The organism is Streptomyces bluensis (assembly GCF_014650715.1).
Lineage (GTDB): Bacteria > Actinomycetota > Actinomycetes > Streptomycetales > Streptomycetaceae > Streptomyces > Streptomyces bluensis.
This window is the reverse complement of record NZ_BMVM01000003.1, coordinates 439,265-465,080: the sequence shown is the minus strand read 5'-3', so window position 1 is coordinate 465,080 and position 25,816 is coordinate 439,265. Positions and strand designations below refer to the sequence as shown.

The following is a 25,816-nucleotide window of genomic DNA, read 5'->3' as shown; positions in this document are numbered from 1 at the left end:
ATTGGCTGACGCTCTTTCTCCGCGCGTCCCCGAGAGTTGTCCACAGGCGGAGGGCGGTTGGTGGCCGAAGCCGGGCGACGCCGTCAGAATTCTGGGCATGGGGGAGGTGAGCCGGGTTTTGCCGGGCAGGCGAGACCAGCGCGACACACAGCGGGAGGCAGCGGTGAGGACAGCGACACTGGGGCCGGCACAGCGCGCCGAGTCCCTGGCGGGAATGGCCGAGCGCGAGCTGGACGTGCTGGTCGTCGGCGCGGGCGTGGTCGGTGCGGGCACCGCGCTCGACGCGGCGACGCGCGGCCTGTCCACGGGGCTGGTCGAAGCCCGTGACTGGGCGTCGGGCACCTCCAGCAGGTCCAGCAAGCTGATCCACGGCGGCCTGCGCTATCTGGAGATGCTCGACTTCGCGCTCGTACGGGAGGCGTTGAAGGAGCGCGGTCTGCTGCTGGAGCGGCTGGCGCCCCACCTGGTGAAGCCGGTTCCGTTCCTGTACCCGCTGCAGCACAAGGGCTGGGAGCGGCTGTACGCGGGATCGGGCGTCGCGCTCTACGACGGCATGTCGATGGCGCGCGGCCACGGCCGGGGCCTGCCCGTGCACCGTCATCTGACGCGCCGCAACGCCCTGCGCGTCGCGCCCTGCTTGAAGAAGGACGCCCTGGTCGGGGCCCTCCAGTACTACGACGCCCAGATGGACGACGCCCGCTACGTGGCCACTCTGGTGCGCACGGCGGCGTCGTACGGCGCGAAGGTCGCCAACCGCGCGCGGGTGACCGGCTTCCTGCGCGAGGGCGAGCGCGTCGTGGGTGCCCGGGTGCAGGACGTGGAAGCGGGCGGGGAGTACGAGGTCCGCGCCCAGCAGGTCGTGAACGCCACCGGTGTGTGGACCGACGACACCCAGGCGATGGTGGGCGAGCGGGGCCAGTTCCATGTGCGGGCCTCCAAGGGCATCCATCTGGTCGTGCCGAAGGACCGCATCCACTCCACGAGCGGGCTCATCCTGCGGACCGAGAAGTCCGTGCTGTTCGTCATCCCCTGGGGGCGGCACTGGATCGTGGGCACCACGGACACCGACTGGGACCTCGACAAGGCCCACCCGGCCGCGTCCAGCGCGGACATCGACTATCTGCTGGAGCACGTGAACTCGGTACTGGCGGTGCCGCTGACCCGGGACGACGTGCAGGGCGTGTACGCGGGCCTGCGGCCGCTGCTCGCAGGCGAGTCGGACGCCACCAGCAAGCTGTCGCGCGAACACACCGTGGCGCATCCGGTGCCGGGGCTCGTGGTCGTGGCGGGCGGCAAGTACACGACGTACCGGGTGATGGCCAAGGACGCCGTGGACGCGGCGGTGCACGGTCTCGACCGGCGGGTCGCCGCATGCGTGACCGAGGACGTGCCGCTGCTCGGGGCCGAGGGGTACCGGGCGCTGTGGAACGCGCGCGCTCGGACAGCGGCGCGGGCCGGACTCCATGTGGCCCGCGTCGAGCACCTGTTGAACCGGTACGGCGCGCTGGCGGAGGAACTGCTCGACCTGATCGGGACCGATCCGTCGCTGGGGGAGCCCCTGCACGCGGCCGAGGACTATCTACGGGCCGAGGTCGTGTACGCGGCCTCGCACGAGGGGGCGCGGCACCTGGACGACGTGCTCACCCGGCGGACGCGGATCTCGATCGAGACGTTCGACCGCGGCACGCGCAGTGCGCGGGAGGCCGCGGAGCTGATGGCTCCCGTGCTCGGCTGGGACAAGGACCAGATCGAGCGTGAGATCGAGCACTACCAGAAGCGCGTGGAGGCCGAGCGGGAGTCGCAGCGGCAGCCGGACGACCTGACCGCCGACGCGGCACGGCTGGGAGCGCCGGACATCGTGCCGCTGTAGAGGGTGAGCGTAGAGGGGGAATGAGCGGATACGTGGCCGGCGCCGTGGTGAAGTCCTCGTCCCGGCCGGGGTGTGCGGTGCCGTGGCGCGCTCCCCCGTCCGAGGTCGGCCGAGGGTGTGGCTTCGGGCGGGCAGGGGACACCCTGGGCGTGGGGCGGTTGTCGGGTGAGGGACAATGGAGGCTCTGTCAGGGCGGGTTGCATGAGGGGACGCATGTCGGAGGCGGAGCGGGGCGGGGCATCCCGTCGGGACGAGAGTGGACGTCTCCTCGCCGGGCGTTACCGGCTGGGAGGGGTCCTCGGCCGCGGCGGCATGGGCACGGTGTGGCGGGCCAAGGACGAGACGCTGGGCCGGACGGTCGCCGTGAAGGAGCTGCGGTTCCCGTCGAGCATCGACGAGGACGAGAAGCGGCGGCTCATCACGCGCACGTTGCGCGAGGCCAAGGCGATCGCCAGGATCCGCAGCAACGGGGCGGTGACGGTCTTCGACGTGGTCGACGAGGACGACCGGCCGTGGATCGTGATGGAGCTCATCGAGGGCAAGTCGCTCGCCGAGGTCATCCGCGAGGACGGTCTCCTGGAGCCGAAGCGCGCCGCCGAGGTGGGCCTCGCCGTCCTCGATGTGCTGCGCGCCGCTCACCGCGAGGGGATCCTGCACCGTGACGTGAAGCCGTCGAACGTGCTGATCTCCAAGGAGGACGGCAGGGTCGTCCTCACCGACTTCGGTATCGCGCAGGTCGAGGGCGACCCCTCCATCACCTCGACCGGCATGCTCGTCGGCGCCCCCTCGTACATCTCGCCGGAGCGGGCGCGCGGTCACAAGCCCGGCCCCGCGGCGGACCTGTGGTCCCTCGGCGGCCTGCTGTACGCGTCGGTCGAGGGCGTGCCGCCGTACGACAAGGGCTCGGCCATCGCGACGCTGACCGCCGTGATGACCGAGCCGGTCCCGGAGCCGAAGAGCGCGGGACCGCTGAAGGACGTGATCTTCGGACTCCTCGCCAAGGACCCCCAGCAGCGGCTCGACGACGCGGGGGCGCGGGCGTTGCTCAACGACGTCATCCACGCGCCCGACCCCGAGCAGGCCGAGCCGGAGCCGTTGGACGCGACACGGGTCGTGGCGTTGCCGCCGGTGCCGGAGGAGCTTTCGGGGAAGGGGAGTTCGGGCGGCTCCGGGGCCGGTGCCAGGCAGGGGGAGCCGGCGGAGCGGTGGCGCGGGGCGTTTCGTTCCGTGCGGAAGGCGGCGTCGGGGGCCGCGGCGGCCACGGCGGCGGCAGGCACGCGGGGCAAGGCCGGTGAGGAGAGCGACTCCGGGACGGCTTCGTCGCCAACGGATTCCCCATCCGCACCCGCATCCGCTTCCACATCGGCATCCGAATCCGCGTCTGTGTCCGCATCCCCAGGCTCGGGGAGCAGATCGGCACCCGGGTCCACCGCGGGCCCTGGGACGAGCTCCGGTACGACCGGATCGGACAAGACCCCCGGCACGTCCGGTACGGCGTCCGGGCAGACCGGTGCCTCCGGGGGCACCGCGTCCGGAGGCAAGGCCTCAGCCGGGCTGACCGGAGCAGGGGACGTCGCCGCCACCAAGGCGGTCAACACGGTGGGCGGGGGCCGGACTTCGGGATGGCCGGAGATGCCGCCGCCCGACCTGCCGCCGCGGCCCGTGCCCCGGGCGTCGATCACCGATGTCGTACCCCGGCGGACGCTGGTCATCCTCGCGGCGGTCGTGGTGCTGGCCGTGCTCGGCACCGTGCTCGCGCTGTCCCTCGGCGACGACAGCGGGTCGGACTCCAAGAGCGGGGACACCAAGGCGGCCGCGTCCAGGGGCGTGACCGCGAGCAGCAGCAAGGACGACGACTCGGGCAGCCGTACGGAGACGGAGACCGGGAAGACGGACAAGACCGAGAAGACCGAGTCGGCTTCGGGAGCGGACGCGTCGGCGAGCAGTGAGGCGAGCACGGAGAGCGGTTCCGGGAGCGGCGGGGACGCGTCGGGTGCGGACGGCATCGCGAAGTCGACGTACAAGGGGTCGCAAGGGTTCTCGATCGGGCTGCCGACGGCGTGGAAGTACCGGTCGACGGATGCCGCGGGTGCCCGTTTCACCGGGCCGGACGGGCAGAAGCTGCTGGTCGCCTGGACGACGACACCCAAGGATGACCCGGTGGCGGACTGGGAGAACCAGGAGCGCTACATGACGCGCTCGCAGTACCAGCGGGTGCACATCGAGGAGGTGGACTACCGCGGATGGAAGACGGCCGACTGGGAGTTCACCTACACGGAGAGCGGCACGAAGTACCGGTCGATCGACCGGGGGTTCGTGGTGAACTCACAGCAGGGGTACGCGCTGATGTACACCGCCAAGGCTTCCGACTGGGACAGCGAGCTGCGCAAGGACACGTGGCGGACGTTCACGGAAACGTTCCAGCCGAAGTCCTGAAGGGCCAGGCGAAGTTCTGACGGGTCAGCCATCCTCTGGGGATCCTCTGGGGACCTCTGAGGGATCAGGCGAAGCCCTGAGGGGGTACTGAGATCATTGGAAGACTTGTGAGGGGTGAGATCTCGAATCCCCTCAATGCGGGTTGCCTCCGGCACGTATCGTGAGTGGCTGCGGACCGTACGCATCCAGTACGGAACGGGACGCGAGGCGAACGGATTTGACCGACCGTGTGGCCGGGGGAGGCATCGTGGACGACTATGCGGGACGGGTACTCGCCGACCGTTACCGCCTGCCGCTGCCACCGTCGGACGAGTACGAACTGGCCGAGACTCGGGCGTTCGACACATACAGCGGGCAGGAAGTCCTCATGCGGCAGGTGCCGTTGCCCGAGATCGTCGAGGCGGAGGTGCTCGACGCGGACGGGTTGCCCGACGGGTATGTCGCCCGGGACGGCGGGGCATCCCGGGCCGCCGCGCGGTCCACGCGCGGGCCCGCCGACCCGGCCGTGCGCCGGGCGATCGAGGCCGCGCAGGCCGCCGCGCAGATTCCCGACCACCCACGGCTCGACCAGGTCTTCGACGTGTTCGCCGAGAGCGGTTCGCTGTGGATCGTGAGTGAGCTGGTGGGCGCACGGCCGCTGGCCGCACTGCTCGCCGAGCAGCCGTTGACGCCGTACCGGGCGGCCGAGGTCGCCGCCGACGTCCTCACCGCCCTGCGCGCGCTCCACGCCCATGGCTGGGTGCACCGGAACATCACCGCGCGAACCGTCCTCGTCTGCGACGACGGGCGTGTGGTGCTCAGCGGGCTGGCGGCCGGAGCGGCCGAGGAGGCGCTGTGCGGGTACGACCCCGTGCCGGTGCGCGAGGTCGAGGGCGAGGGCCCGGCCGGGGAGCCGCGGGGGGCTTCGGGGCCTTCGGGGGCCTCCGGTTCCGCGGCCGATGCGGGGGCGCCCCGAGTGGGTGGCCCCGATGCCGAGGCCGCGCGGCGTGCCGCCATCGAGGCGCGAGGGGCCGGGGGACCCGGGCCGGTCACGGACCCGGACCCGTCGGGCGGACAGCGCGCGCTCGACGCGGGGGGTGACGTCCGGGCGGCCCGCGCCGGGGCCATCGCGGCCTACCGAGCCGGTGCGCGGGCCGCGGCACGCGTGCACGAGGAACGACAGGGCGGCCAGAGCGCGGCGTTGCCCGCGCAGCGACCGGCTCCCGTTCACGGCGAGGCGACGCCCGCCGCGGGTCAGGGCGCGCCGTACACACCGCCCGGCCAGGTCGCCGACCCGTACGGCGTGGTACGGCCGAACCCCTGGCACGGAGCGCTGCCCCGTGGCGCCGCTCCGGCAGCCGACGGCGCACCAGAGCACGGCGCAGAGCACGGCGGACCAGGGCACGGCGGATCAGGGCACGGCGGACCAGGGCACGGCGGTTCACAACACGGTGAACCTGGTACGGGCACCTATGGCGGTGGCGTCCTCGGTGTCGGCGCTCAGGGGCACGGCGTACCCGGCAGCGACGCGTACGGCGCGGACGCCCTCAGCAAGGGCGCGCCCGCGAGCCCCCTGTACGGCAACAGCGTCACCACACCCGCCCCGTACGCTGACAGTGCGCCCAGCCCGTGGGGGCAGACGGTCCCCACCGGTGCCCCCCGGCGCGGCCCCGCCACGGCGCTGGCCGCCGAACGGGCCCGGCAGGCGCGGATGGCGGTCGTCGGCCCCGTCACCGAGCGGTGGGCGCCGGAACAGGCCGGGCCGGTGCACGAGAACTGGCAGTTGGCGGCGCCGATCGGGCCCGCGACCGACCTGTGGGCGCTCGGAGCGCTGCTGTTCCGCGCGGTGCAGGGGCACGCGCCCTACCCGGAGGAGAACACCGCCGAGCTGGTGCAACTGGTGTGCTCGGAGCCGCCCGCGTTCGCGGAGGAGTGCGGGCCGCTGCGGCCGGTCGTCGAGTCGCTGTTGCGCCAGGACCCCACCGAGCGGCTGGACTTCGAGGAACTGCGGGGCTGGTTGCGCTCGCTCGTGCGGTCGGCGCCGGAGCCCGAGGCCGGTGCGCATGTGATAGCGGCACCACCCGCGGAACCGAACCGGCTGCCGATCGTACGGCGCCGGGGCTGGCTCGTCCCCAGGCGCCGCGCAGCGCTGCCCGCGGCAAGCCCGCACGCCCGCCACCGGCGCGCCAAGCAGGACCGGCCGCCCAGGCCGCGCAGCCTCGGGCGGAACCTGCTCGTGGTGATACTGCTCGCCATGGCCGCGGCGATCGCGTACGCCGTGGTGTTCATGCCGAAGGCGGATTCCCGCGACGCCGGCGGCACGGGCAGCGGCTCCGACACCGGCCGGACCGGCGCGGCCGGGGACGTCAGCTCCGCTCCGGAGGCCAGCAGCGAGCCGCGGCCCGACCAGACCTCGCCCGCGGACGACGACAAGAGCCCTTCCGGATCATCCGGATCACCCGGTGCGGAAGAGGAACAGGGCAACGACCCGGATGTCGCCCAAGGGTTCACCCTGCGCAAGGACCCCGAGGGCTTCGAGGTCGCCGTCGCCCGCGGCTGGGACCGCACGCCCAAGAACGGGCGCGGCCAGATCGTCTACGCACAGGGCGGCTTCCAGCTCATCGTCGTCCCCGGCCGCGACAGCGCCGGCACGTTCGGCAGCGATCCGCTGACGTACCAGCGGGAGGACGAGCGCGAGCTCCAGCCGTTCCGCGACTCGACCTGGGCGACCTCCAGCGGGATGCGGCTCATCGAGGTCGGCGGACGGCGCATGGCCGAGGGGCAGTTCACCTGGCAGGACTCCTCGGGGCGCGGGATCTTCGTACGGAACCTCGCGATCCTCATCAGCGGCCGCTACCACGTAGTGCAGTTGCGTGGTCCGGAGGCCGAACGCGACGAGGTGACACGACTGTTCGAGCAGGCGTCGGCGACGTACCGGGTGACGGGCTGAGCGTGAGGGAACCGTCCGCCGGAACGGTTCCCGTGCGCCGCGGCAAGCGAGAACCGTCACAGTGCTGTCTCTGTGTCGACCCGCCCGTTCCCCGCGAGGGAGCCTCTCTCTAGTCTGATGTTGTCAAGACCATTGCGGGGCAACGTGAATCAGATGCAGGGCCTGCTCCTCGCGGGCCGCTACCGGCTCGTCGACACGATCGGCAGCGGCGGCATGGGCCGCGTGTGGCGTGCGCGGGACGAACTGCTGCACCGGGAGGTCGCGGTCAAGGAGTTGACGGCGGCGCTGTACGTCACGGACGGCGACCGGGCCAGACTCTTGGCGCGAACCGACGCCGAGGCACGGGCGGCCGCTCGGATCAACCACTCGGCCGTCGTCACCGTGCACGACGTCCTCGACCACGACAACCGGCCCTGGATCGTCATGGAGTTGGTCGAGGGCGCCTCCCTCGCCGACGCGGTCAAGGAACGAGGCCGTGTCGAGCCGCAGGAGGCGGCCCGGATCGGGCTGTGGGTGCTGCGCGCCCTCAGCGCCGCCCATGCCGCCGGAGTGCTGCATCGCGATGTGAAGCCCGGGAACGTGCTCCTCGCCGAGGACGGGCGGGTGCTGCTCACCGACTTCGGGATCGCCCAGGTCGAGGGCGACACGACGCTCACGAAGACCGGGGAGATCGTCGGTTCCGTCGACTACATCGCACCCGAGCGGGTCCGCGGCCAGGACCCCGGACGCGCCTCCGACCTGTGGGCGCTGGGCGCCACGCTGTACACGGCGGTGGAGGGGAAGTCGCCGTTCCGGCGCACCACTCCGCTGACCACCATGCAGGCCGTGGTCGACGAGGATCCCGCCGAGCCGGCCCACGCGGGTCCGCTCGGGCCCGTGATCACCGCGCTGCTGCGCAAGGATCCCGCCGAGCGGCCCGGCCTGGCTGAGGCGGAGCAGATGCTCGCCGAGGCGGCGGAGGGGCGTTGGCCGCGCGGGGCGCAGGCGTACGTGCCGACCACCAGTCATGTGGCCAGCCATCACGAGGGCAGCCCCCGCGAGGCCAGCCCCCGCGAGGCCAGCCATCACGAGGCCAGCCCCCACGAGGCAAGCCAGCATGAGACGGACCGCCATGAGACGGACCGTCATGGGGCGGACCGTCATGGGGCGAACCGCCATGAGGCGAATGGGCACACGGCACCGGGGCACACCACCCCCGGGTACGCAGCCCCAGGGCACATAGCCCCAGGGCACACAGTCCCGGGGCACACAGTCCCGGGGCACACGGTCCCAGGGCATATGGCCTCGCAGTCGCCGGTCGCCGGGGCACACCCCGGAACGGGCCCTTATGGTGCCGATGCCCGGTCCGTCGCGCCGTCCGTCGCCCGGCCCGGGAAGCGCACTCGCGCCCGTACCTTCGTCCTCGTCGTGGCTCTGGCCGCCCTCATGGGCGGGGGCACCGCGGTCGTCCTGCAGCAGTGGGACGAGGGGAATGCGCGGAACGAGGTGTCCGACCTCGACCCCAGCGCCGACCCCGGCGCCGGCGACAGTGCGACGCAGCGTCCGGAAGACGACACGGCCGACAACCTCCCCGACGGCTGGGTGCGCCGCACCGACCCCGCGGGATTCAGCCTTCCCCTGCCCAGCGACGAGTGGGAGCGCAAGGTCTTCGACGCCAACCAGACCGACTACTCCCCCGACGGCGGCAAGCACTTCATCCGCATCGCCGTCGACGACTCGCCGGACTTCGATGACCCGTACATGCACCAGGCCGACCTGGACCAGCAACTGGCGCAGCGGCTGGTCGATTACGAGCGGCTGGCTCTGGAGGTCAACACCTACCGTGACCGCAGGGGTTCCCTGTGGGAGTACACGTGGACGGCGCTGGCGAAGGACACCCCATGGCCGGGACCGCGCCGCGCCATCGAGGAGATGTACATCGCCCGTGACGGCGTCGAGTACGTCATCTACGTGTCCGCGCCGGCGGAGGACTGGGACACCGCGCGCAAGCAGTTCGACACGATATTGCGCGGCTGGCGGCCCCCGGGACAGTAGCCCGCTCACAAAGCGCCACCCGATGCCCGCGCGCCGTGTATACGTCGCTTGTCGGCCACCCCGGCGCACGGACCCGGAAGGGCTCCGTCCGCGTGGTGCATGATGGGGCGCATGGGCACCGAGGGGGACAACTTCCGTGTCGTAGCGGACCGTTACCGCCTGGAGGCGAGGATCGGCCGGGGCGGCATGGGTGTCGTCTGGCGGGCGACCGACCAACTCCTCGGCCGCCGGGTGGCGGTCAAGGAACTCATCCTCGACCGCTCCCTCGACGGGGATGAGTCCCGGCGGCAGCGTGAGCGGACCCTGCGCGAGGCCCGCGCGGTGGCCCAGCTCAGCCATCCGCACATCATCGTCGTCCACGATGTCGTCGAGCACGACGAACGCCCGTACCTCGTCATGGAACTGATCGACGGCGGCTCGCTCGCCGAGCGCGTCGCGGCCCACGGTCCGGTGGACGCCCGCGAGGCCGCCCGCATCGGCATCGACCTGCTCGGCGCGCTGCGGCGTGCCCATGACGCCGGGGTGCTGCACCGCGATCTCAAGCCCGCGAACGTCCTGTTGGAGGCAGGCACCGACCGCGTCGTCCTCACCGACTTCGGCACCGCCCAGATCGCGGGCGCGACGACGCTCACCGAGACCGGGTCGTTCGTCGGCTCGCCCGAGTACACCGCGCCCGAGCGGATGTCCGGGGCCAGGACCGGGCCGGAGTCGGACCTGTGGTCGCTGGGTGCGTTGCTGTGCGCCGTGCTGAGCGGTGAATCGCCGTTCCGGCGTGACTCGTTGGGCGGGATTCTGCACGCGGTCGTCACCGACGAGATTCGTCCGCCCGCGCAGGCCGGGCCACTCCTGCCCGTTGTCCGCGGACTGCTGGAACGGGACCCCGACCGGCGGCTGAACGCCACGGAGGCGGAGCAACTGCTGCGGGCCTACCTGGAGACGGGCCGTACGCCCCCGGTAGGAGCGGGGCGCACGCCGGTACGACGGGACGTGACGTGGGCCCCGACTCGACCGGACGCGCAGGACGCGCAGGATGCTCCGGGGGCCCCTCCGTGGGACGCCCCCGCGCTCTTACGAGACTCCGCACCCGGCGCACCCGGCGCACTCGGTGGGGCGGCCGAGCGTCCCCTACGGCACCCCGCGCGAGGCGTGCTGGTCGCGGCCGCGCTGGTGGCCGCGATGGCGGGTGCCGGAGTGTCGGCGGCGGCCCTGCTGATGCGGGAGGGCGGCGACGGGGGTGTCACGCCGACGAGTTCGGCACCCAGCACGCCGGGGAACCCGTCGGCGAGCCCGCCGTCGCCCACGGCCACCCCCTCGGACACGAACTCGCTGCCGGCCACGGCCACCCCCTCGGACACGGGCTCGCCACCGGCCACGACCACCCCCTCGGACACGGCTTCGCCCTCGGACCCGGTCACGCCGTCGCCGGGGTCCACTCCCGCCGTGCCATAAAGCTGTGCCATAAAACCGTGCCAAAACCGCGCCAAGAAGCCGTGCCATAAAAGGGAGATAAGCGGCGACCCGCGTCACGGGTCTGTGACCGGAAAGCGGCGAGGGTGGATGCCGGGCGCCTGTCGCGATAGAGATGAACCCATGAGCAGCAACGGGGGAGCCCCTTACGGGTCCGACGAGCCCACGAGTTTCGGACTGCAACCGCCTCGGCCGAGTGCGCCGTACCCAGGGAATCCGTACGCCCAGCCGGCGGAGTCCGCGCCTGCCCACGCGTCGCCCGCCCAGGCCGCGCCGCAGGCACCCGTACCAGCCCCACCCGCGGCGCCCCCACACGCCGCGCCCTCGCACGCGGCACCCCCACACGCCAAGCCTTCGCACCCGGCACACCCGCACGCCGATCCCGCTCAGATGGAGCCCCGGCCGCCTCGGCAGGACCCGGGTGCCGGACGCCTGATAGCCGGCCGTTACCGGCTGCTCGCCAAGCTCGGCCACGGCGGCATGGGCACCGTATGGCGGGCCAAGGACGAGACAGTGGACCGCGAGGTCGCCGTCAAGGAGCCCCGCGTCCCGGACCATCTTCCCGACCGCGAACGGTCCAAGGCCTTCGAGCGCATGCGCCGCGAGGCGCGCGCCGCGGCCCGGCTCGATCATCCGGCGGTCGTCAACGTGCACGACGTGGCGGTGGTGGACGGCCAGCCGTGGATCGTGATGGAGCTGGTCCAGGGGCGTTCGCTGGGCGCCGTCCTCCAGGAGGGCACCCTCGGGGTGCGCGACGCGGCGAAGATCGGCCTTGAGGTGCTGGGCGCCCTGGAGGCGGCGCACGCGGCGGGCATCCTGCACCGCGACGTCAAGCCCGACAACGTCCTCCTCGGCCGCCACGACCGCGTCGTCCTCACCGACTTCGGCATCGCCCAGATCGAGGGCGAGACGAACCTGACGGACACCGGCAGTTTCGTCGGCTCGCCCGAGTACATCGCGCCGGAGCGGGTGCTGGGCCAGCGCCCGGGCCCGGCGTCGGACCTGTGGTCGCTCGGTGTCGTCCTCTACGCGGCCACCGAGGGAGTCTCGCCCTTCCGCCGTACCAACACCCCCGCGACCCTCCAGTCCGTCCTCAACTCCACGCCCGCCGCGCCCGCTTCGGCGCAGGGCCCCCTGGCGGAGGTCATCAACGGCCTCCTCAACAAGGACTCGGCTCGCCGCCCGACCGCCGACCGGGTCCGCGCCCTCCTGGAGGAGGCCGCCAGGCCCCCGGCCCCGGAGCCCACCCAGGTCGTCCAGCTCTCCGGCCCCGGCGGCACGGGCGTCCGTATCGGCCGCACCACCCTGTTCGGCCTGGGCGGCGCGGTCGTCGCCGCGGCGGTGGCGGCCTGTCTGGTGATCGCCGACCCGTTCGCGGGACCGCTGCCGGACGGCTGGAAGACCCGGGCACAAACGAAGCTCGGCGTGACACTCGGGGTGCCCGCGGACTACCAGGAGACCAAGCCCGACGCCGACGACACGGACAAGAACTGGGTGACCTACTCCGACTACAGCGGCAGCATCTGGATCGGCCTGAACGTGGCGCGTAAGTCCCAGGACTCCCTGAACCAGATCAAGAACTCCGCGCCGGCCCAGATGTACGCCGACGACGAGAAGTTCAAGAACGACGGCAGCTACGAGCTGTCCATGCCCGAGGGCGTGAGGACAACCACGGACGACAAGGCCACGTACCAGGGCAAGCAGGCCGCCGAGAACACGATCGCGTACACGACCACCGACACCCAGAACCCCCGCCCCCGCGAGCTGAAGATCTTCTACTACCGGACCAAGGCCGGGGACATGTACAAGCTCACCATCAGCTACCCCGGCAAGGGCGACTTCACGGACCGCGGCCGTGAGGTGGCGAGGACGGCGATCGCGAACCTGGAGATCGACGAGCGGTGAGGCGACCATGCGGGCCCACGGCCGGACGCGGTGCGCCCACGGCCGAGTGTGGTGCGTCCACGCCCGAGTGCGGTGCGCACGCGGAGGTGCGCTGCGCACGTGCGCGGACGTCCCGAACAACCCCGGCTCAACGCCCTGATCCTGGTGCCGTGGACGGAGCGCCCGTCCCGCATGTCCCGCGCGTCCCGCACGCTCCTGATCGCCCTCCCACGCGCGTGCGTACCCCTTCTACTATTCCCCCTGCCGAGGGCATGAGCGCAGGAGAGGCAGACGGACGTGGGCATTGATCTGGACGGGCGGGCTCATGCCAGGCAACGCTGGGCCGCCCGCGTCGCGCTCGGCGCCGCGGCCCTCTCCGTGCTGCTGCCCCTCGGGGTCGCGGGGCCCACGAGCGTGCTGCTCCTCCTGGGCGTGCTGGTCGGAGTGGCGGTCACGCTTGCCGCGCTCTGGTGGGTCCTGACCCGGCGAGGCGCCGCCCGGACAGCTTCCGGGCTGCTCGCCGTCGCCGCGCCGACCGCCGTCATCTGGGCCTTCGCCGCCGCCAACCTGCTGTGGGTCGTCGTGGTGTCCCTGGCGCTGTGGGGACTCGCCGTCTGGGCCGGGAAGTTCGCCCTGAGCACCACCCGGTCGCACGCCGTGCGGGTGCGCGCGTACCGGACGCCCGCCCCCGCCCGGCCGTTCCTCATCATGAACCCGCGGTCCGGGGGCGGGAAGGTCGAGCGGTTCGGGCTGAAGGAGAAGGCCGAGCAACTGGGGGCGCACGTCCACCTGCTCGACCCCGCACGGCACGAGGACGTCGTCGCGCTCGCCCGGGACGCCGTCGACCGCGGTGCCGATCTGCTCGGGGTCGCCGGCGGGGACGGCACACAGGCCCTCGTCGCCGCCGTCGCCGCGGAGCACGACATCCCCTTCCTCGTCATCTCCGCCGGCACCCGCAACCACTTCGCCATGGACCTCGGCCTCGACCGGGACAACCCGGCCGCCTGCCTCGACGCGCTCACCGACGCGGGCGTCGAACTCCGCGTCGATCTCGGGTTCGCCGACACCCACCCCTTCGTCAACAACGCCTCCTTCGGGGCCTACGCCGCCGTCGTACAGAGCCCGGAGTACCGGGACGACAAGATCGGTACGACGCTGGAGCTGCTGCCCGACCTGCTCACCCACCAGCGGGGCCCGCGACTCGTCGCCCGCGCCAGGGACACCGTCATCGAGGCGCCCCAGGCCGTGCTCGTGAGCAACAACCCCTACCGGAGCGACGACCTCGCCGGCCTGGGGCGCCGGGAACGGCTCGACTCCGGAACGCTCGGCGTGATCGGCATCAAGGTCGAGAGCGCCGCCGAGGCCGCCGCCCTGCTGCTGGGGCCGAACGCCCCCGGCCTCACGGTCCTCACCACACACGAGGTCGTCGTCCAGGCGGACCGGGCCGAGATCGAGGTGGGCATAGACGGCGAGGCGCTGGTCCTGCCCACGCCCGTACGCTGCCGGATCGAGCCCGGGGCCCTGCGGGTAAGGGTCCCCGCGGGCCGCCCCGGTGTCCCGGAGACCAAGCCGCCCCTGGACTGGCGACGGCTGCGCAAGCTCGCGGCCGCGGTGGGCCGCACGGCCCTGCCCAAGAGCCGCCAGAGCGGGGGCGAGACCTGGCGCGCCCCACAGACCTGGCAGGACTGGACGAAGCGGTAGCCGAAGCGGTGCCGCCCGCACCGCCCAGTACCGGCCGGTCCCGCCCGCTCACTTCGTACGTGCAACTGGTACATGCAATTTGTACGCGCAATGCGTACGTGCAATGCGTACGTGCAATGCGTACGTGCAATGCGTACGTGCAATGCGTGTGCAGTGCGTACTGGCACCCGCGTCCCTGTTTGCAATGCGTACGTGTCTCAATCACCGCACCCGCGTCCTGATCAGTGCATTCGTTTCCCCTGATCGCTGACGTGGTGTGCGCGCCTGGTGAAAGCCGGTTACCGCCGGGTACCCAAAGGCTCCGCGCAGGCATACTCTGCGCGTCATGATGGACTCGCAGGCCCCGGACTCGCAGGCCCCGGAGAAGACCGGCATGGACGCACCTTCCGGCACCAACCCGCTCGCGCCCGCCCCTCAGGGCACCCGCACCGCCGTCGACGTGGTCACGCCGGAGCTGGTCGCCCAGCTCACCAAGGGGGTGGCCGGCTCCGGCCGCACCGCCAACCACACGCCGTTCACCGGTGAGAAGCTGGCCGACCTGCCCGAGTCCACCCCCGAGGACGTGGGCCACGCCTACGAGCAGGCGCGCAGGGCGCAGACCGTCTGGGCCCAGAGGCCGGTACGGGAGCGCGCCGCCGTCCTGCTCCGCTTCCACGACCTGGTGCTGGAGCGCCAGGCCGAGGTGCTGGACCTCATCCAGCTGGAGACCGGCAAGGCCCGGCTGCACGCGCACGAGGAGATCCAGGCCGTCGCCGTGGCCGCCCGCCACTACGGGCGCAAGGCCGCGTCGTATCTGAAGCCCAAGCGGCACGCGGGCGCCATGCCCACCCTCACGCGCGTCACCGAACGGCGCCACCCGCGCGGCGTGATCGGCCAGATCGCGCCCTGGAACTACCCCCTGGAGCTGTCGGTCGGCGACGCGATCCCCGCCTTCGTCGCGGGCAACGCGGTCGTGATGAAGCCGGACACGGAGACCGCCCTCACCGCGCTCTGGGCCCGCGACCTGCTCATCGAGGCCGGACTGCCCGCCGAGCTCTTCCAGGTCGTCATCGGCGACGGCCCGGTCGTCGGCCCGGAGGTCGTCAGGCACGCCGACTACGTCTCGTTCACCGGCTCCACCCGCACCGGCCGCGAGGTCGCCCAGGGAGCCGCCGCCCGGCTCGTCGGGGTCTCCCTCGAACTCGGCGGCAAGAACGCCATGCTGGTCCTGGAGGACGCCGACATCGAGAAGGCCGCGGCCGGCGCCGTCCGCGCCTGCTTCTCCTCAGCCGGTCAACTCTGCATCTCCATCGAACGGTTGTACGTCCACGAGTCGATCGCCGACGCCTTCCTGGAGCGGTTCGCCACCCGCACCAAGGCCATGCGGCTCGGCACGTCCCTCGCGTACGGAGCCGACATGGGCTCGCTGGTGGGGGAGCGGCAACTGGCGACCGTCAAGCGGCACGTGGAGGAGGCCGTCGCCAACGGCGCGAAGGTCCTCGCCGGTGGCGTGGCCCGCCCGGACATCGGCCCGTACTTCTACGAGCCGACCATCCTGGAGGGCGTCGAGGCCCCCATGGCCGTGTGCGCCGAGGAGACCTTCGGGCCGGTCGTCTCCGTCTACCGCTTCAAGGACGAGGACGAGGCGGTCGAGCTCGCCAACTCCACGGCGTACGGCCTGAACTCGTCCGTCTGGACCAAGGACGGCAGGCGCGGCCGCGAGGTCGCCTCCCGGCTGCGCACCGGCACGGTCAACGTCAACGAGGGCTACGCCTCCGCGTACGGCAGCGTCCAGTCGCCCATGGGCGGCATGAAGGACTCCGGCCTCGGCCGCCGCCACGGCGCCGAGGGCATCCTCAAGTACACCGAGGCCCAGACGATCGCCCAGCAGCGGGTGCTGCCGATGGCGCCGGCGCTGGGGATGGACGACGAGAAGTACGCGGCGTTCATGAGCCGGAGCCTGAGGGTGATGAAGGCGCTGAGGCTGCGCTAGGCCCTGTCGCACCGCACATCCGACGAGGAGAGAGAGCACGTGCCTCAGGAGTACTCCGCATACGACTACGACGTCATCGTGGTCGGCTCCGGCTTCGGCGGCAGCGTCACCGCGCTGCGCCTGACCGAGAAGGGCTACCGGGTCGGCGTGCTGGAAGCGGGCCGCCGCTTCACCCGCGCGTCACTGCCGAAGAACTCCTGGGACCTGAAGAACTACCTCTGGGCACCCAGGCTGGGCATGTACGGAATCCAGCGCATCCACCTGCTGGGCAACGTGATGGTGCTGGCGGGTGCCGGGGTCGGCGGCGGCTCCCTCAACTACGCCAACACCCTCTACGTACCGCCGAAGCAGTTCTTCGAGGACCCGCAGTGGAAGGCCATCACCGACTGGCAGGAGGAGTTGCAGCCGTACTACGACCAGGCCCGGCGCATGCTCGGCGTACGGCTCAACCCGACGATGACCCCGTCGGACGTCCACCTCAAGGCGGCGGCCGAGCGGATGGGCGTCGGCGACACCTTCCACCTGGCGCCCGTGGGCGTGTTCTTCGGGGACGGCGAGGACGCGGAGGGCACGGTGAAGGCCGAGCCCGGCGAGGAGGTCACCGACCCGTACTTCGGCGGCGCCGGGCCGGCCCGCAGCGCCTGCACCGAGTGCGGCGAGTGCATGACGGGCTGCCGCCACGGCGCGAAGAACACCCTCAACGAGAACTACCTGTACCTGGCCGAGAAGGCGGGCGCCGTCGTCCACCCGATGACGACGGTCGTCGCGGTCACCGACGACTCGCAGGGCGGATACGCCGTCACGACGCTCCCCACGGATGCGAAGGGGACGACGAAGGGGACGAAGGGGAAGAGGAAGGGGCAGGGGCAGGGGCAGGAGGAGGGGGCGGAGGGGAACGAGTACGGGTTCGGGTACGGGAACGGGAACGGTCAGGCCGGGCGGGTCTTCAAGGCACGGCGCGTCGTGCTCGCGGCCGGCACCTACGGCACCCAGACCCTGCTGCACCGTATGAAGGCGGGCGGCCAACTGCCGTACCTCTCACCGAGGCTGGGCATGCTCACCCGTACCAACTCCGAGGCACTGGTGGGCGCGCAGACCGACAACCGGCGCTACCGCAAGGCACACGGCGCGCCCCGGGTCGACTTCACGCGGGGCGTGGCCATCACGTCCTCGATCCACCCCGACGAGAACACCCACATCGAACCCGTCCGCTACGGCAAGGGCTCCAACGCGATGGGCGGCCTGTCCATCCTCCAGGTGCCGTACGCGGAGGGCTCGTCGAGGGCTCTGGGCTGGCTCGCCCACGCCGCACGGCACCCCTGGCTCGTGGTCCGCTCGCTGTCCAACCGAAGCTGGTCGGAACGGACCATCATCGGCCTGGTGATGCAGTCGCTGGACAACTCCCTGACCACCTACCTGAAGGACAAGGGCGTGGGGAAGGGCCTGCTGACGGCACGCCAGGGCCACGGCGCCCCCAACCCCAAGCAGATCAGGGCCGCCACGGAGGCCGCCTCGGCCCTCGCCACCGAGATCAACGGTTTCGCCGGCAGCAACGTGGGCGAGCTGATGGGCACCCCGCTCACCGCGCACTTCCTGGGCGGCTGCCCGATCGGTGCGTCCCCGGAGGAGGGCGTGATCGACCCGTACCACCGGCTTTACGGCCACCCGGGCATCTCGGTCGTCGACGGCGCCGCGGTCTCCGCCAACCTCGGCGTGAACCCGTCGCTCACCATCACCGCCCAGGCCGAGCGCGCGATGTCGTACTGGCCCAACAAGGGTGAGGCCGACCCGCGTCCGGCCCCCGGTGCCGCGTACGAGCGGCTGAATCCGGTGGAGCCTCGGCACCCGGCGGTTCCGGAGAACGCGTTCGGGTCGCTGCGGCTGCCGTTGCTGGGGGTGCCGAGGGTACCGCCGAAGAAGTGAAGCAGAAGACGCCGAGGTATTGGAGGAAGCAGCGGAACACGGGAGTCCGCAGAAGAACACGGGAGTCCGCAGAACACGGGGGTCCGCAGAAGAAGTGCGGGAGTCCGCAGAAGAAGTGGACGACGAGAAGGACCCGCGCTCCCCTCCGAGCGCGGGTCCTCCTTGTTTGTGCGAGGCGTGATGCCTTACGCGACGCGTAGCTCCTAGGCGGCGGTGTCCGCGCCCTTGCGGCGGCGGACCAGGAACACCGCGCCCGCACCCGCGACGACGGCGATGCCGCCCACGAGGCCGATCACCGGCAGTGCGGAGCTCGACCCGGTCTCGGCGAGGTTGCCGCTCGGCAGCTCGGAGACATCGCCCTGCGGCTTCTTCACGGAGCCCTTGTCGCCCTTGCCCTTGTCACCCGGCCCGGCCTCCCCCGGGTTCGGGTTGTCGGAGCCGGCCTTCAGTACCTCGAAGTCGTACTGTGCCCAGCCCTCGGCGATGCAGTCCTGATCGTCGACCTTGTCGAGGTAGGCCCCGGAACCGAAGGACCAGGCGTCGCCCGCGGGTGCCTTCGCGTCGATGCTCACGCGCAGGTCGAACTTCTGGCTCGCCTTCGCCTTCAGCTCGTCGACGTAGGCGAAGTAGTCACCGGCCCACTCGTCGTTCCCGATCCGCGTCCACTTGCCGTTCTCGGGGTTCTTGAACTCCAGGTCCACGTAGGGGCTGAGGAACTTGTCCTCGTCCGTTTCGTAGTTCTCGATCTCCGCGTAGAAGGCGACGCCCTTGATGTCCACGCCGCTGCCGTTCGTGACGACCAGTTGGAACGCGTGGGAACCGCTGCCCGCGACGATCTTGCCGGGCAGACCCTTGACCTGAGCGGACACCTTGGCGTCGCCGTAGTTCTCGTCCAGCTCCTCGCAGAACGGGATGTCGGGGTCGGAGGGGTCCGGCTCGCTGGACTCGGACGGGGTGGACGTCGGGGTCTGGGACTCGCCCGGGCCCGTGTCGCCCTCTTCTTCCTCCTCCCCGGCCGCCGGCGCGGACGTGGAGGGGGTGGCCTCCGGCTCCGGCGTCGTGGTGGGCGGAGTGCTCTCCGGCGTCGACTCGGGGGTGGACTCGGCGGGCACTTCGGGCGCGCTCGGAGTCGCGCTTGAGGTCGATGTCTCCTCGGTCTCCTCGGCGAACGCGGCCGGGGCCGACAGCAGGGCCAGCGGCGCAAGGACTGCCGTCGCGGCCGCTGTGGCCAGAGTGCGGCGAAGCTTCATCGGGACCTCATCCGAGTGCGGGTCGGGGGGTGGCGGCCACGCCGCGGGCCGCGGGCATGGCTGTGGGTTCTGCACAGATGTGACCTGCGAGATCCGAGAAGGGTTGCGCCCGATTTCACAGAATCCTTATGTGGGTTGGGTCACATGTGAAGGGAGGGCGGGGCATGCTGCCATGCCGCCATACTGCGATGTCGCGTACATGATGTGATGTGCGCCGACCCGGACGGAACTGTCCGAGTCTCGTGGGCGCATACGAGGCCGCGTACGAGACCGCATGCGAGGCGTGCAGGCGTGCAGGGGCGCGGGCAGGCAGGGGTGTGGGCGTGCGCCGGAGCGGAAGGTGGGGAACGTGAAGTCAAGGATGTCGCGGGCAGCCGCGGCCGTCTCGGTCGTGGCCGTGCTGGGATTCACCTCGGCGTGCGGTGGGGGCGGGGACCAGGGTGACGCCGTGGAGAAGTCGACCGGGGGACTACAAGATCGAGAAGACGCCCGAGGAGGACATCCCCGCCGAGTCCGTGCCCGCTGAGCCGGCCGCATGCCAGCCGCTCGCGGACATGTTCTTCTTCACCTCCACCCCGAGAGCCGAGGCCCGCGCGGCCCGCACCCTCACCGCCAAGAACGAGCTCGACGCGACGATCGTCTCGCTCGCCCTGCTCGCGTATGAACAGAGCGACGCCGAGAAGGTCGTCGCAGACCTGCGCACCGCGTCGAAGTCGTGCACCGCCTACGAGCACGCCGACTACAAGCACAGCGGCGTCAAGGCCCTGCCCGCTCCCCAGCAGGGCGACGAGGCGGTCTCGTTCAAGCTGACGAGCTCCGTCGAGGGCACCGACGTGCCGATGACCTTCACGATCGTCCGCAGCGGGTCGACGCTTGCGGCGTTCTACGCGATGAACCTCCTCGACGCGGACAAGGCACAGGTGCCGGCAGAGCTGATCGAGACGCAGCTGACAAAGCTGACTCAGCTGACGAAGCTGGAGAAGACGTCGGGCTGAAGCAGGAGCACAGGCGAGGTGGGGCGGGGCGGAGAATCGGCCGGACGGCGAAGAGCCCCGCGGGATGCATCCCGCGGGGCTCTTCGGAGTCAGCACCGGCGTCAGGGCAGCGCCGGTGCTTGGGGAGCGGCGCCGGGGGGTTGCGCCGCTTGGTTGGCTCTCGGCTCGCCGGCCGCCGGTCGGCGCCTCGGCGCACGGTTGGAGTGCGTGTGGTCTCGACCATTGGCAGTCGGGCTGTGCAATGCGGTTGTCCGGTGCGGGCTGTCCCTGCATCGTGCTGGATGGGGCACGGCCTCCGCAACCGTTTCGACCACCCTTGAACAGATTCCGCCGGTCGGCTCCGGGCGTCCCCGAAGCCGACCGTTCTCTTGGTGACCGGGCTGCTGTCCCCTGCCGTCCGGTCACGACCCTGGAGCGAGGTCCCACGGCGCACAGCACGATCCGTACGCCTCATCGCCCCAGCGGAGCCACGCGTGGTTCTTTCGGGCCCGCGCCTGGCTGGCACGGACACCGGTACCAACGAAACGTGTGGTACGGCGGTCACGCGCCGTACGGGTGAGAGGGGTGTGCGGGTGAGAGGTGGGGTGCGGACGAGCGTGCGCCGGCTTGCGTGCGGGGTGGCGCGCCGCGTGTCGGGGGTGGCTCAGATGCGGCCCCGGCACAGTTCCAGCAAGGTCATGGCGAGGGAGGTGCCGGGCTTGCCGAGGGCCTCGCTGTAGTGGGTGAGGATCTCCATCTCGCGGGAGAGGTTCACGCGGCGGCCACCGGAGGCGATGCGGGCGTCCTGGATGACGGCGGAGACGGCCATCCGTTCCTGGACGAGCCCGATGATCCGGTCGTCCAGAGCGTCGATGCGTTCGCGTGCGCCCCTGATCACGTCGGCCGCTTCCTCGGTGCGGGCGCCGGTCTTCTCGGTGGAGGTGGGACTGGTGGACGTGGTGGGACTGATGGGACTGGTGGGACTGATGGGCGTGGTGGGCGTGGTGGCGGTCATCGCGAGGGCTCCTTGTTCCGTGTTCGTCATGGACGCCCGGAGCGGCAGGACCCGGAAACGACGAGGCGCCCCGGGCCTTGTCGGCCCGGGGCGCCTGGGAAGTCGCTTGTCAGTTGCTCAAGCAGCACGACCATGGCAGCCGGTGGGCCGGTTGCCATAGGTAAAGACGAACGTCTGGTGCTTGAGCATGCGAGCAGTATGGCCCCGCGCGGTGGCGGCAACCAAGTGGGTTCGAATGGTGAGACGGTGCGGGTGAGAGTCCCCTGGGGGATGGGACGTGGAGAAGACGGGTGGGGGCAGCGAGGCGAAGAACCGGCACAGAACCGGCACAGGCACCCCCGATCAACACCCCCGGTAGACTCGGCAGCACAGACCCCCGCCCAACCGCCGGAAGGCACCCCGTGTCATCAGCGACCCCCGCTGCCGCTCCCCTCGACACCGTCCTGGTCGTCGACTTCGGCGCGCAGTACGCCCAGCTCATCGCCCGCCGAGTCCGTGAGGCCCGGGTCTACAGCGAGATCGTGCCGAGCACCATGCCGGTCGCGGAGATGCTCGCCAAGAACCCGGCGGCGATCATCCTCTCCGGTGGCCCCTCGTCGGTCTACGCCGAGAGCGCCCCCCGCCTGGACCGCGAGATCTTCGAGTCCGGGGTCCCCGTCTTCGGCATGTGCTACGGCTTCCAGCTGATGGCCCAGGCACTCGGCGGCACGGTCGACAACACCGGCGCACGCGAGTACGGCCGTACGCCCCTCCACGTCTCCAAGCCGGGCTCCACCCTCTTCGAGGGCACCCCGGGAGAGCAGTCGGTGTGGATGTCCCACGGCGACGCGTGCAGCGCCGCCCCCGAGGGCTTCACCGTCACGGCCTCCACGGACGTCGTCCCGGTCGCCGCTTTCGAGAACGACGAGAAGAAGCTGTACGGCGTCCAGTACCACCCCGAGGTCATGCACTCCACGCACGGCCAGCAGGTCCTGGAGCACTTCTTGTACCGGGGCGCGGGCCTCACCCCCTCCTGGACCACCGGCAACGTGATCGAGGAGCAGGTCGCGGCCATCCGTGAGCAGGTCGGCAGCAAGCGCGCGATCTGCGGCCTCTCCGGCGGTGTGGACTCGGCGGTCGCCGCGGCTCTCGTACAGAAGGCCATCGGCTCCCAGCTGACCTGCGTGTACGTCGACCACGGCCTGATGCGCAAGGGCGAGACCGAGCAGGTCGAGAAGGACTTCGTCGCGGCCACCGGCGTCCAGTTGAAGGTCGTCGACGCCGAGGAACGCTTCCTCAAGGCGCTCGCCGGGGTCACCGACCCGGAGGAGAAGCGGAAGATCATCGGCCGCGAGTTCATCCGCGTCTTCGAGCAGGCCCAGGCGGAGATCATCGCGGATGAGGGCCCCGAGGTGGCGTTCCTCGTCCAGGGCACCCTCTACCCGGACGTGGTCGAGTCCGGCGGCGGCACCGGCACCGCCAACATCAAGTCCCACCACAACGTGGGCGGCCTCCCCGAGGACCTGGAGTTCGAGCTCGTCGAGCCGCTCCGCAAGCTCTTCAAGGACGAGGTCCGCATGGTCGGCCAGGAACTCGGCCTGCCGGACGAGATCGTCCAGCGCCAGCCGTTCCCCGGCCCCGGCCTCGGTATCCGTATCGTCGGCGAGATCACCAAGGACCGCCTCGACCTGCTCCGCGAGGCCGATGCCATCGCCCGCGAGGAACTGACGGCCGCCGGACTCGACCGCGACATCTGGCAGTGCCCCGTGGTGCTGCTCGCGGACGTGCGCAGCGTCGGCGTCCAGGGCGACGGCCGCACGTACGGCCACCCGATCGTCCTCCGTCCCGTGTCGAGTGAGGACGCGATGACGGCCGACTGGTCGCGCCTGCCGTACGACGTCCTCGCCCGCATCTCCACCCGCATCACGAACGAGGTCAAGGACGTCAACCGGGTCGTCCTCGACGTGACGAGCAAGCCGCCGGGGACCATCGAGTGGGAGTGAGCCCCTTGGGGATTCTCGGGGCTCAGACCGGTTGTGGCGTCAGCCCCTTTGAGCGTCCGTCGCTTCGAGTGTCCGTCGCTTCGAGTGTCCGTCGCTTCGAGTGTCCGTGCCGTTGAGCGTCCGTGCCGTTGAGTGCCAGTCCGTTTGAACGTCAGGTCCGTTTGAGCGTGCGCACCGGCTCTCCGGGCTTCCAGACCTGGACGACCAGGTACTTGTCGTCCTCGACGTAGGTCCGTACGACCTCCGTCAGTTCGGTGCGGAAGAGGTGGAACGGCTCCGGCGGTTCCACCTCTCGCGTGTAGCGGGCCTTCGTCTCCGGGTCCTCGACCTCGATCGCCCGCCCACCGATCCGTACGTCACCGCCACCCATCTCCGTACCCGAGCCCGGGTTCGCCTGCAACGCGAAGCGAGGATCGCGCCGCAGGTCAAGCGCCTTGAGTGAGTCCGGCATCATGCCGAACCACAGCTCACCGCGCAGGAAACGGACCTCAAGCCCGGTCGTGCGCGGCGAACCGTCCTTGCGGAGCGTGGCGAGGACGTGGTGCGTGAAGCTGCCGAAGCGCTCCTCGACGATGCCGGCGAGATCGGGTGCGGCGTCGGCGAAGGCGGCCCAGTTCCTGCCCGTGTGCACATCGATGTGGTTCATACGCCGAGTCTGGTGCTCATACCCGACACCCTCTGTCGCGTATCCCGGCTCTCTTGTCGCGGCGACGAGGGCATGGCGGTGAGGTCGCGGGGGCGGGGTGTGGCGGTGAGGTCGCGGAGGCGGGGATCTGGCGGCGACGTCGTGAAGGGCGACGCGTTTCCGTGACTTCCGTAACGGTTGCGCACACTCTTCACCCGACGGCCCTGTCCTCTTACAGGGACTGACGGTAACTTCCGCTCCGTACAGGAACCCAGTGCTGGAGGACATATGCACGGGCCCACACCGCCCCTGCCCCTACCCACCGACCAGCTGCAGTTCGCCATGCCGCCGATGCACGACTCACTGGACGACGAGCGCCGGCACCGCAAGGAACGACTGGCCGGGGCACTGAGGATCTTCGGGCGGCTCGGGTTCGAGGACGGAGTCTCCGGGCACATCACCGCCCGCGACCCGGAGTTCAGCGACTGCTTCTGGGTCAACCCGTTCGGGATGCCGTTCAAGCACGTCACGGTGAGTGATCTGGTCATGGCGAACGCCGAAGGACAGGTGATCCACGGCCGCTACCACGTGAACCAGGCGGCGTTCACCGTGCACGCCCAGGTCCACGCCGCCCGCCCGGACGTCGTCGCGGTCGCCCACTGTCACTCGGTGCACGGCCGCGCTCTCTCGGCGCTTGCCGAACTGCTCGACCCGATCACCCAGGAGAGCTGTGCCTTCTACGAGGACCACGCGCTCTACGACGCATACACCGGTGTCGCCGTCGACGCCGAGGAGGGTCGCCGGATCGCGTCCGCGCTCGGCAGCCGCAAGGCCCTGGTGCTGCGCAACCACGGGTTACTGACGGTCGGCGACTCGGTGGACGCGGCGGCCTGGTGGTTCCTGTCGATGGAGCGCTCGGCCCAGGTCCAGCTGACCGCGAAGGCTGCGGGGCGGCCCGTGCTCATCGGCCACCGGCAGGCGGTGGCCACACGGGAGCAACTCGGCGGCGACCTGGTCGCGTGGATCAACTACCAGCCCCTGTGGCAGGACATCAGCAGGAGCGAGCCCGACCTGCTGAGCTAGCGCTCATCCATGCCGCATGTCTCTTCCCTGGGCCCGCCCCCCGTTCTCGCGGGACTAAACACTGGAAACCACACCGCACCGCACGGCACGCCACCCTGGAAACCCCGTAGCGCGGCACCTGAAAGCCCCGTAGCACGGCCGCCTTCGTCAAGCGAACTCCTTGTCGATGAGCACCCCCTCGCGGTGCAGGCGCCCCAAATCCCGTAACTGCACAGGAGGACGTCGTGATGGTCGGCCGCAGGCGCGGTCGCGGCGCCGAGCCCGGGGCGCTCCACGTCGTCGATCGCGCGGTTCGACGGGTGCGGGAGCCGGGCGGTGACCGCGGTGGCGACGAGGGCCGTGAGCAGGTCGCGCCGGGTACTGCCAGAGGGTCGAGCGCCTACGGGGCCTTCTCGGGCGGCAGTGGGGTGCTGCGGGGCGTGTGTGGTTGCTCGCGCCCACCCGGTGGTGCCGCACCTTGGCACAGCCCCGCGCTCCTGAACGGGCGCTGATATGGGCGTTGCCGCCCTGGTCAACACATGTCTCCGCCCTTCACCCCGCACTGACCAGACCTGCCGGATGAAGGCCCTGTTCCGTACGGCAGAATTCGCTGTCATCGCAGGGTGGCTGTACGGCTGTCGCATGGCGCGGGCGTACGGAGGAGAAGCGGCGCGGGGAAGGCGGGCACGGGC

The 25,816-nt window shown here is 71.2% G+C and carries 14 protein-coding genes and 2 pseudogenes; 12 read left to right on the top strand and 4 right to left on the bottom strand.

Translation table 11 applies throughout. The features are described from left to right. The first annotated feature begins 163 nt into the window (after positions 1-163). The 9 genes and pseudogenes from IE262_RS12055 to IE262_RS12015 all read left to right on the top strand — a co-directional run bounded on the left by IE262_RS12055 (position 164) and on the right by IE262_RS12015 (position 18,216). Positions 164-1,870, top strand: a complete 1,707-nt coding sequence (locus tag IE262_RS12055) for a glycerol-3-phosphate dehydrogenase/oxidase (protein ID WP_189873435.1) — start codon at positions 164-166, stop codon at positions 1,868-1,870. Positions 1,871-2,083: 213 nt separating this feature from the next. Further along, positions 2,084-4,306, top strand: coding sequence for a serine/threonine-protein kinase (locus tag IE262_RS12050; protein ID WP_189873433.1), 2,223 nt, complete (start codon positions 2,084-2,086; stop codon positions 4,304-4,306). A gap of 247 nt (positions 4,307-4,553) precedes the next feature. Beyond that, the gene (locus IE262_RS12045) at positions 4,554-7,235 is read left to right on the top strand and encodes a serine/threonine kinase C-terminal domain-containing protein (RefSeq protein WP_189873598.1); all 2,682 of its coding nucleotides are present in this window, start codon (positions 4,554-4,556) and stop codon (positions 7,233-7,235) included. A 153-nt stretch (positions 7,236-7,388) separates the two neighbouring features. Next, a complete protein-coding gene (locus tag IE262_RS12040; protein WP_189873431.1) occupies positions 7,389-9,269 on the top strand; it encodes a serine/threonine-protein kinase in 1,881 nt (626 codons plus the stop codon). Positions 9,270-9,380: 111 nt separating this feature from the next. Beyond that, a pseudogene (locus IE262_RS12035) lies at positions 9,381-10,679 on the top strand (serine/threonine-protein kinase); the annotation flags it as partial. Between the two features lie 180 nt (positions 10,680-10,859). Next, positions 10,860-12,641, top strand: coding sequence for a serine/threonine-protein kinase (locus IE262_RS12030; RefSeq protein WP_189873429.1), 1,782 nt, complete (start codon positions 10,860-10,862; stop codon positions 12,639-12,641). A 276-nt stretch (positions 12,642-12,917) separates the two neighbouring features. After that, positions 12,918-14,321: a diacylglycerol/lipid kinase family protein gene (locus tag IE262_RS12025; RefSeq protein WP_189873427.1), complete on the top strand. Its 1,404-nt coding sequence runs from the start codon at positions 12,918-12,920 to the stop codon at positions 14,319-14,321. 328 nt (positions 14,322-14,649) lie between these two features. Further along, a complete protein-coding gene (locus tag IE262_RS12020; RefSeq protein ID WP_189873596.1) occupies positions 14,650-16,293 on the top strand; it encodes a succinic semialdehyde dehydrogenase in 1,644 nt (547 codons plus the stop codon). A 39-nt stretch (positions 16,294-16,332) separates the two neighbouring features. Then, positions 16,333-18,216 carry a GMC family oxidoreductase gene (locus IE262_RS12015; RefSeq protein ID WP_189873425.1) on the top strand — a complete coding sequence of 628 codons (1,884 nt, stop codon included), beginning with the start codon at positions 16,333-16,335 and terminating at the stop codon, positions 18,214-18,216. Between the two features lie 203 nt (positions 18,217-18,419). Here IE262_RS12015 and IE262_RS12010 read toward each other — a convergent pair whose 3' ends face one another. Beyond that, the gene (locus IE262_RS12010; RefSeq protein ID WP_189873423.1) at positions 18,420-19,466 is read right to left on the bottom strand and encodes an LAETG motif-containing sortase-dependent surface protein; all 1,047 of its coding nucleotides are present in this window, start codon (positions 19,464-19,466) and stop codon (positions 18,420-18,422) included. 440 nt (positions 19,467-19,906) lie between these two features. On the opposite strand from IE262_RS12010, the gene IE262_RS12005 reads away from it, so the two are divergent. Next, a complete protein-coding gene (locus tag IE262_RS12005) occupies positions 19,907-20,461 on the top strand; it encodes a hypothetical protein (RefSeq protein ID WP_229877222.1) in 555 nt (184 codons plus the stop codon). A gap of 643 nt (positions 20,462-21,104) precedes the next feature. On the opposite strand, the gene IE262_RS12000 is transcribed toward IE262_RS12005, so the two are convergent. Beyond that, positions 21,105-21,455, bottom strand: a complete 351-nt coding sequence (locus IE262_RS12000; protein ID WP_229877221.1) for a chorismate mutase — start codon at positions 21,453-21,455, stop codon at positions 21,105-21,107. Positions 21,456-21,856: 401 nt separating this feature from the next. On the opposite strand from IE262_RS12000, the gene guaA reads away from it, so the two are divergent. Next, positions 21,857-23,437 (top strand): glutamine-hydrolyzing GMP synthase, encoded by a 1,581-nt coding sequence (guaA, locus tag IE262_RS11995; RefSeq protein ID WP_189873419.1) that lies wholly within the window; start codon positions 21,857-21,859, stop codon positions 23,435-23,437. A gap of 151 nt (positions 23,438-23,588) precedes the next feature. Here the strand turns inward: guaA and IE262_RS11990 are convergent, their stop codons facing one another. Further along, positions 23,589-24,083 carry a pyridoxamine 5'-phosphate oxidase family protein gene (locus tag IE262_RS11990; protein ID WP_189873418.1) on the bottom strand — a complete coding sequence of 165 codons (495 nt, stop codon included), beginning with the start codon at positions 24,081-24,083 and terminating at the stop codon, positions 23,589-23,591. Positions 24,084-24,350: 267 nt separating this feature from the next. Here IE262_RS11990 and IE262_RS11985 point away from each other — a divergent pair, with 267 nt between their 5' ends. Next, positions 24,351-25,145 (top strand): class II aldolase/adducin family protein, encoded by a 795-nt coding sequence (locus IE262_RS11985; RefSeq protein ID WP_134039535.1) that lies wholly within the window; start codon positions 24,351-24,353, stop codon positions 25,143-25,145. 121 nt (positions 25,146-25,266) lie between these two features. On the opposite strand, the pseudogene IE262_RS39430 reads toward IE262_RS11985, so the two are convergent. Next, positions 25,267-25,548 (bottom strand): annotated as a pseudogene (locus IE262_RS39430) (DUF4429 domain-containing protein); the annotation flags it as partial. Positions 25,549-25,816 lie beyond the last annotated feature (268 nt).

Bases quoted from the DNA above. Each gene is read 5' to 3' on its own strand.
- IE262_RS12030 (WP_189873429.1), top strand. From the start codon at position 10,860: ATGAGCAGCAACGGGGGAGCCCCTTACGGGTCCGACGAGCCCACGAGT.
- IE262_RS11985 (WP_134039535.1), top strand. From the start codon at position 24,351: ATGCACGGGCCCACACCGCCCCTGCCCCTACCCACCGACCAGCTGCAG.
- IE262_RS12040 (WP_189873431.1), top strand. From the start codon at position 7,389: ATGCAGGGCCTGCTCCTCGCGGGCCGCTACCGGCTCGTCGACACGATC.
- IE262_RS12000 (WP_229877221.1), bottom strand. From the start codon at position 21,455: ATGACCGCCACCACGCCCACCACGCCCATCAGTCCCACCAGTCCCATC.
- IE262_RS12050 (WP_189873433.1), top strand. From the start codon at position 2,084: ATGTCGGAGGCGGAGCGGGGCGGGGCATCCCGTCGGGACGAGAGTGGA.
- IE262_RS12010 (WP_189873423.1), bottom strand. From the start codon at position 19,466: ATGAAGCTTCGCCGCACTCTGGCCACAGCGGCCGCGACGGCAGTCCTT.
- IE262_RS12020 (WP_189873596.1), top strand. From the start codon at position 14,650: ATGGACTCGCAGGCCCCGGACTCGCAGGCCCCGGAGAAGACCGGCATG.
- IE262_RS11990 (WP_189873418.1), bottom strand. From the start codon at position 24,083: ATGAACCACATCGATGTGCACACGGGCAGGAACTGGGCCGCCTTCGCC.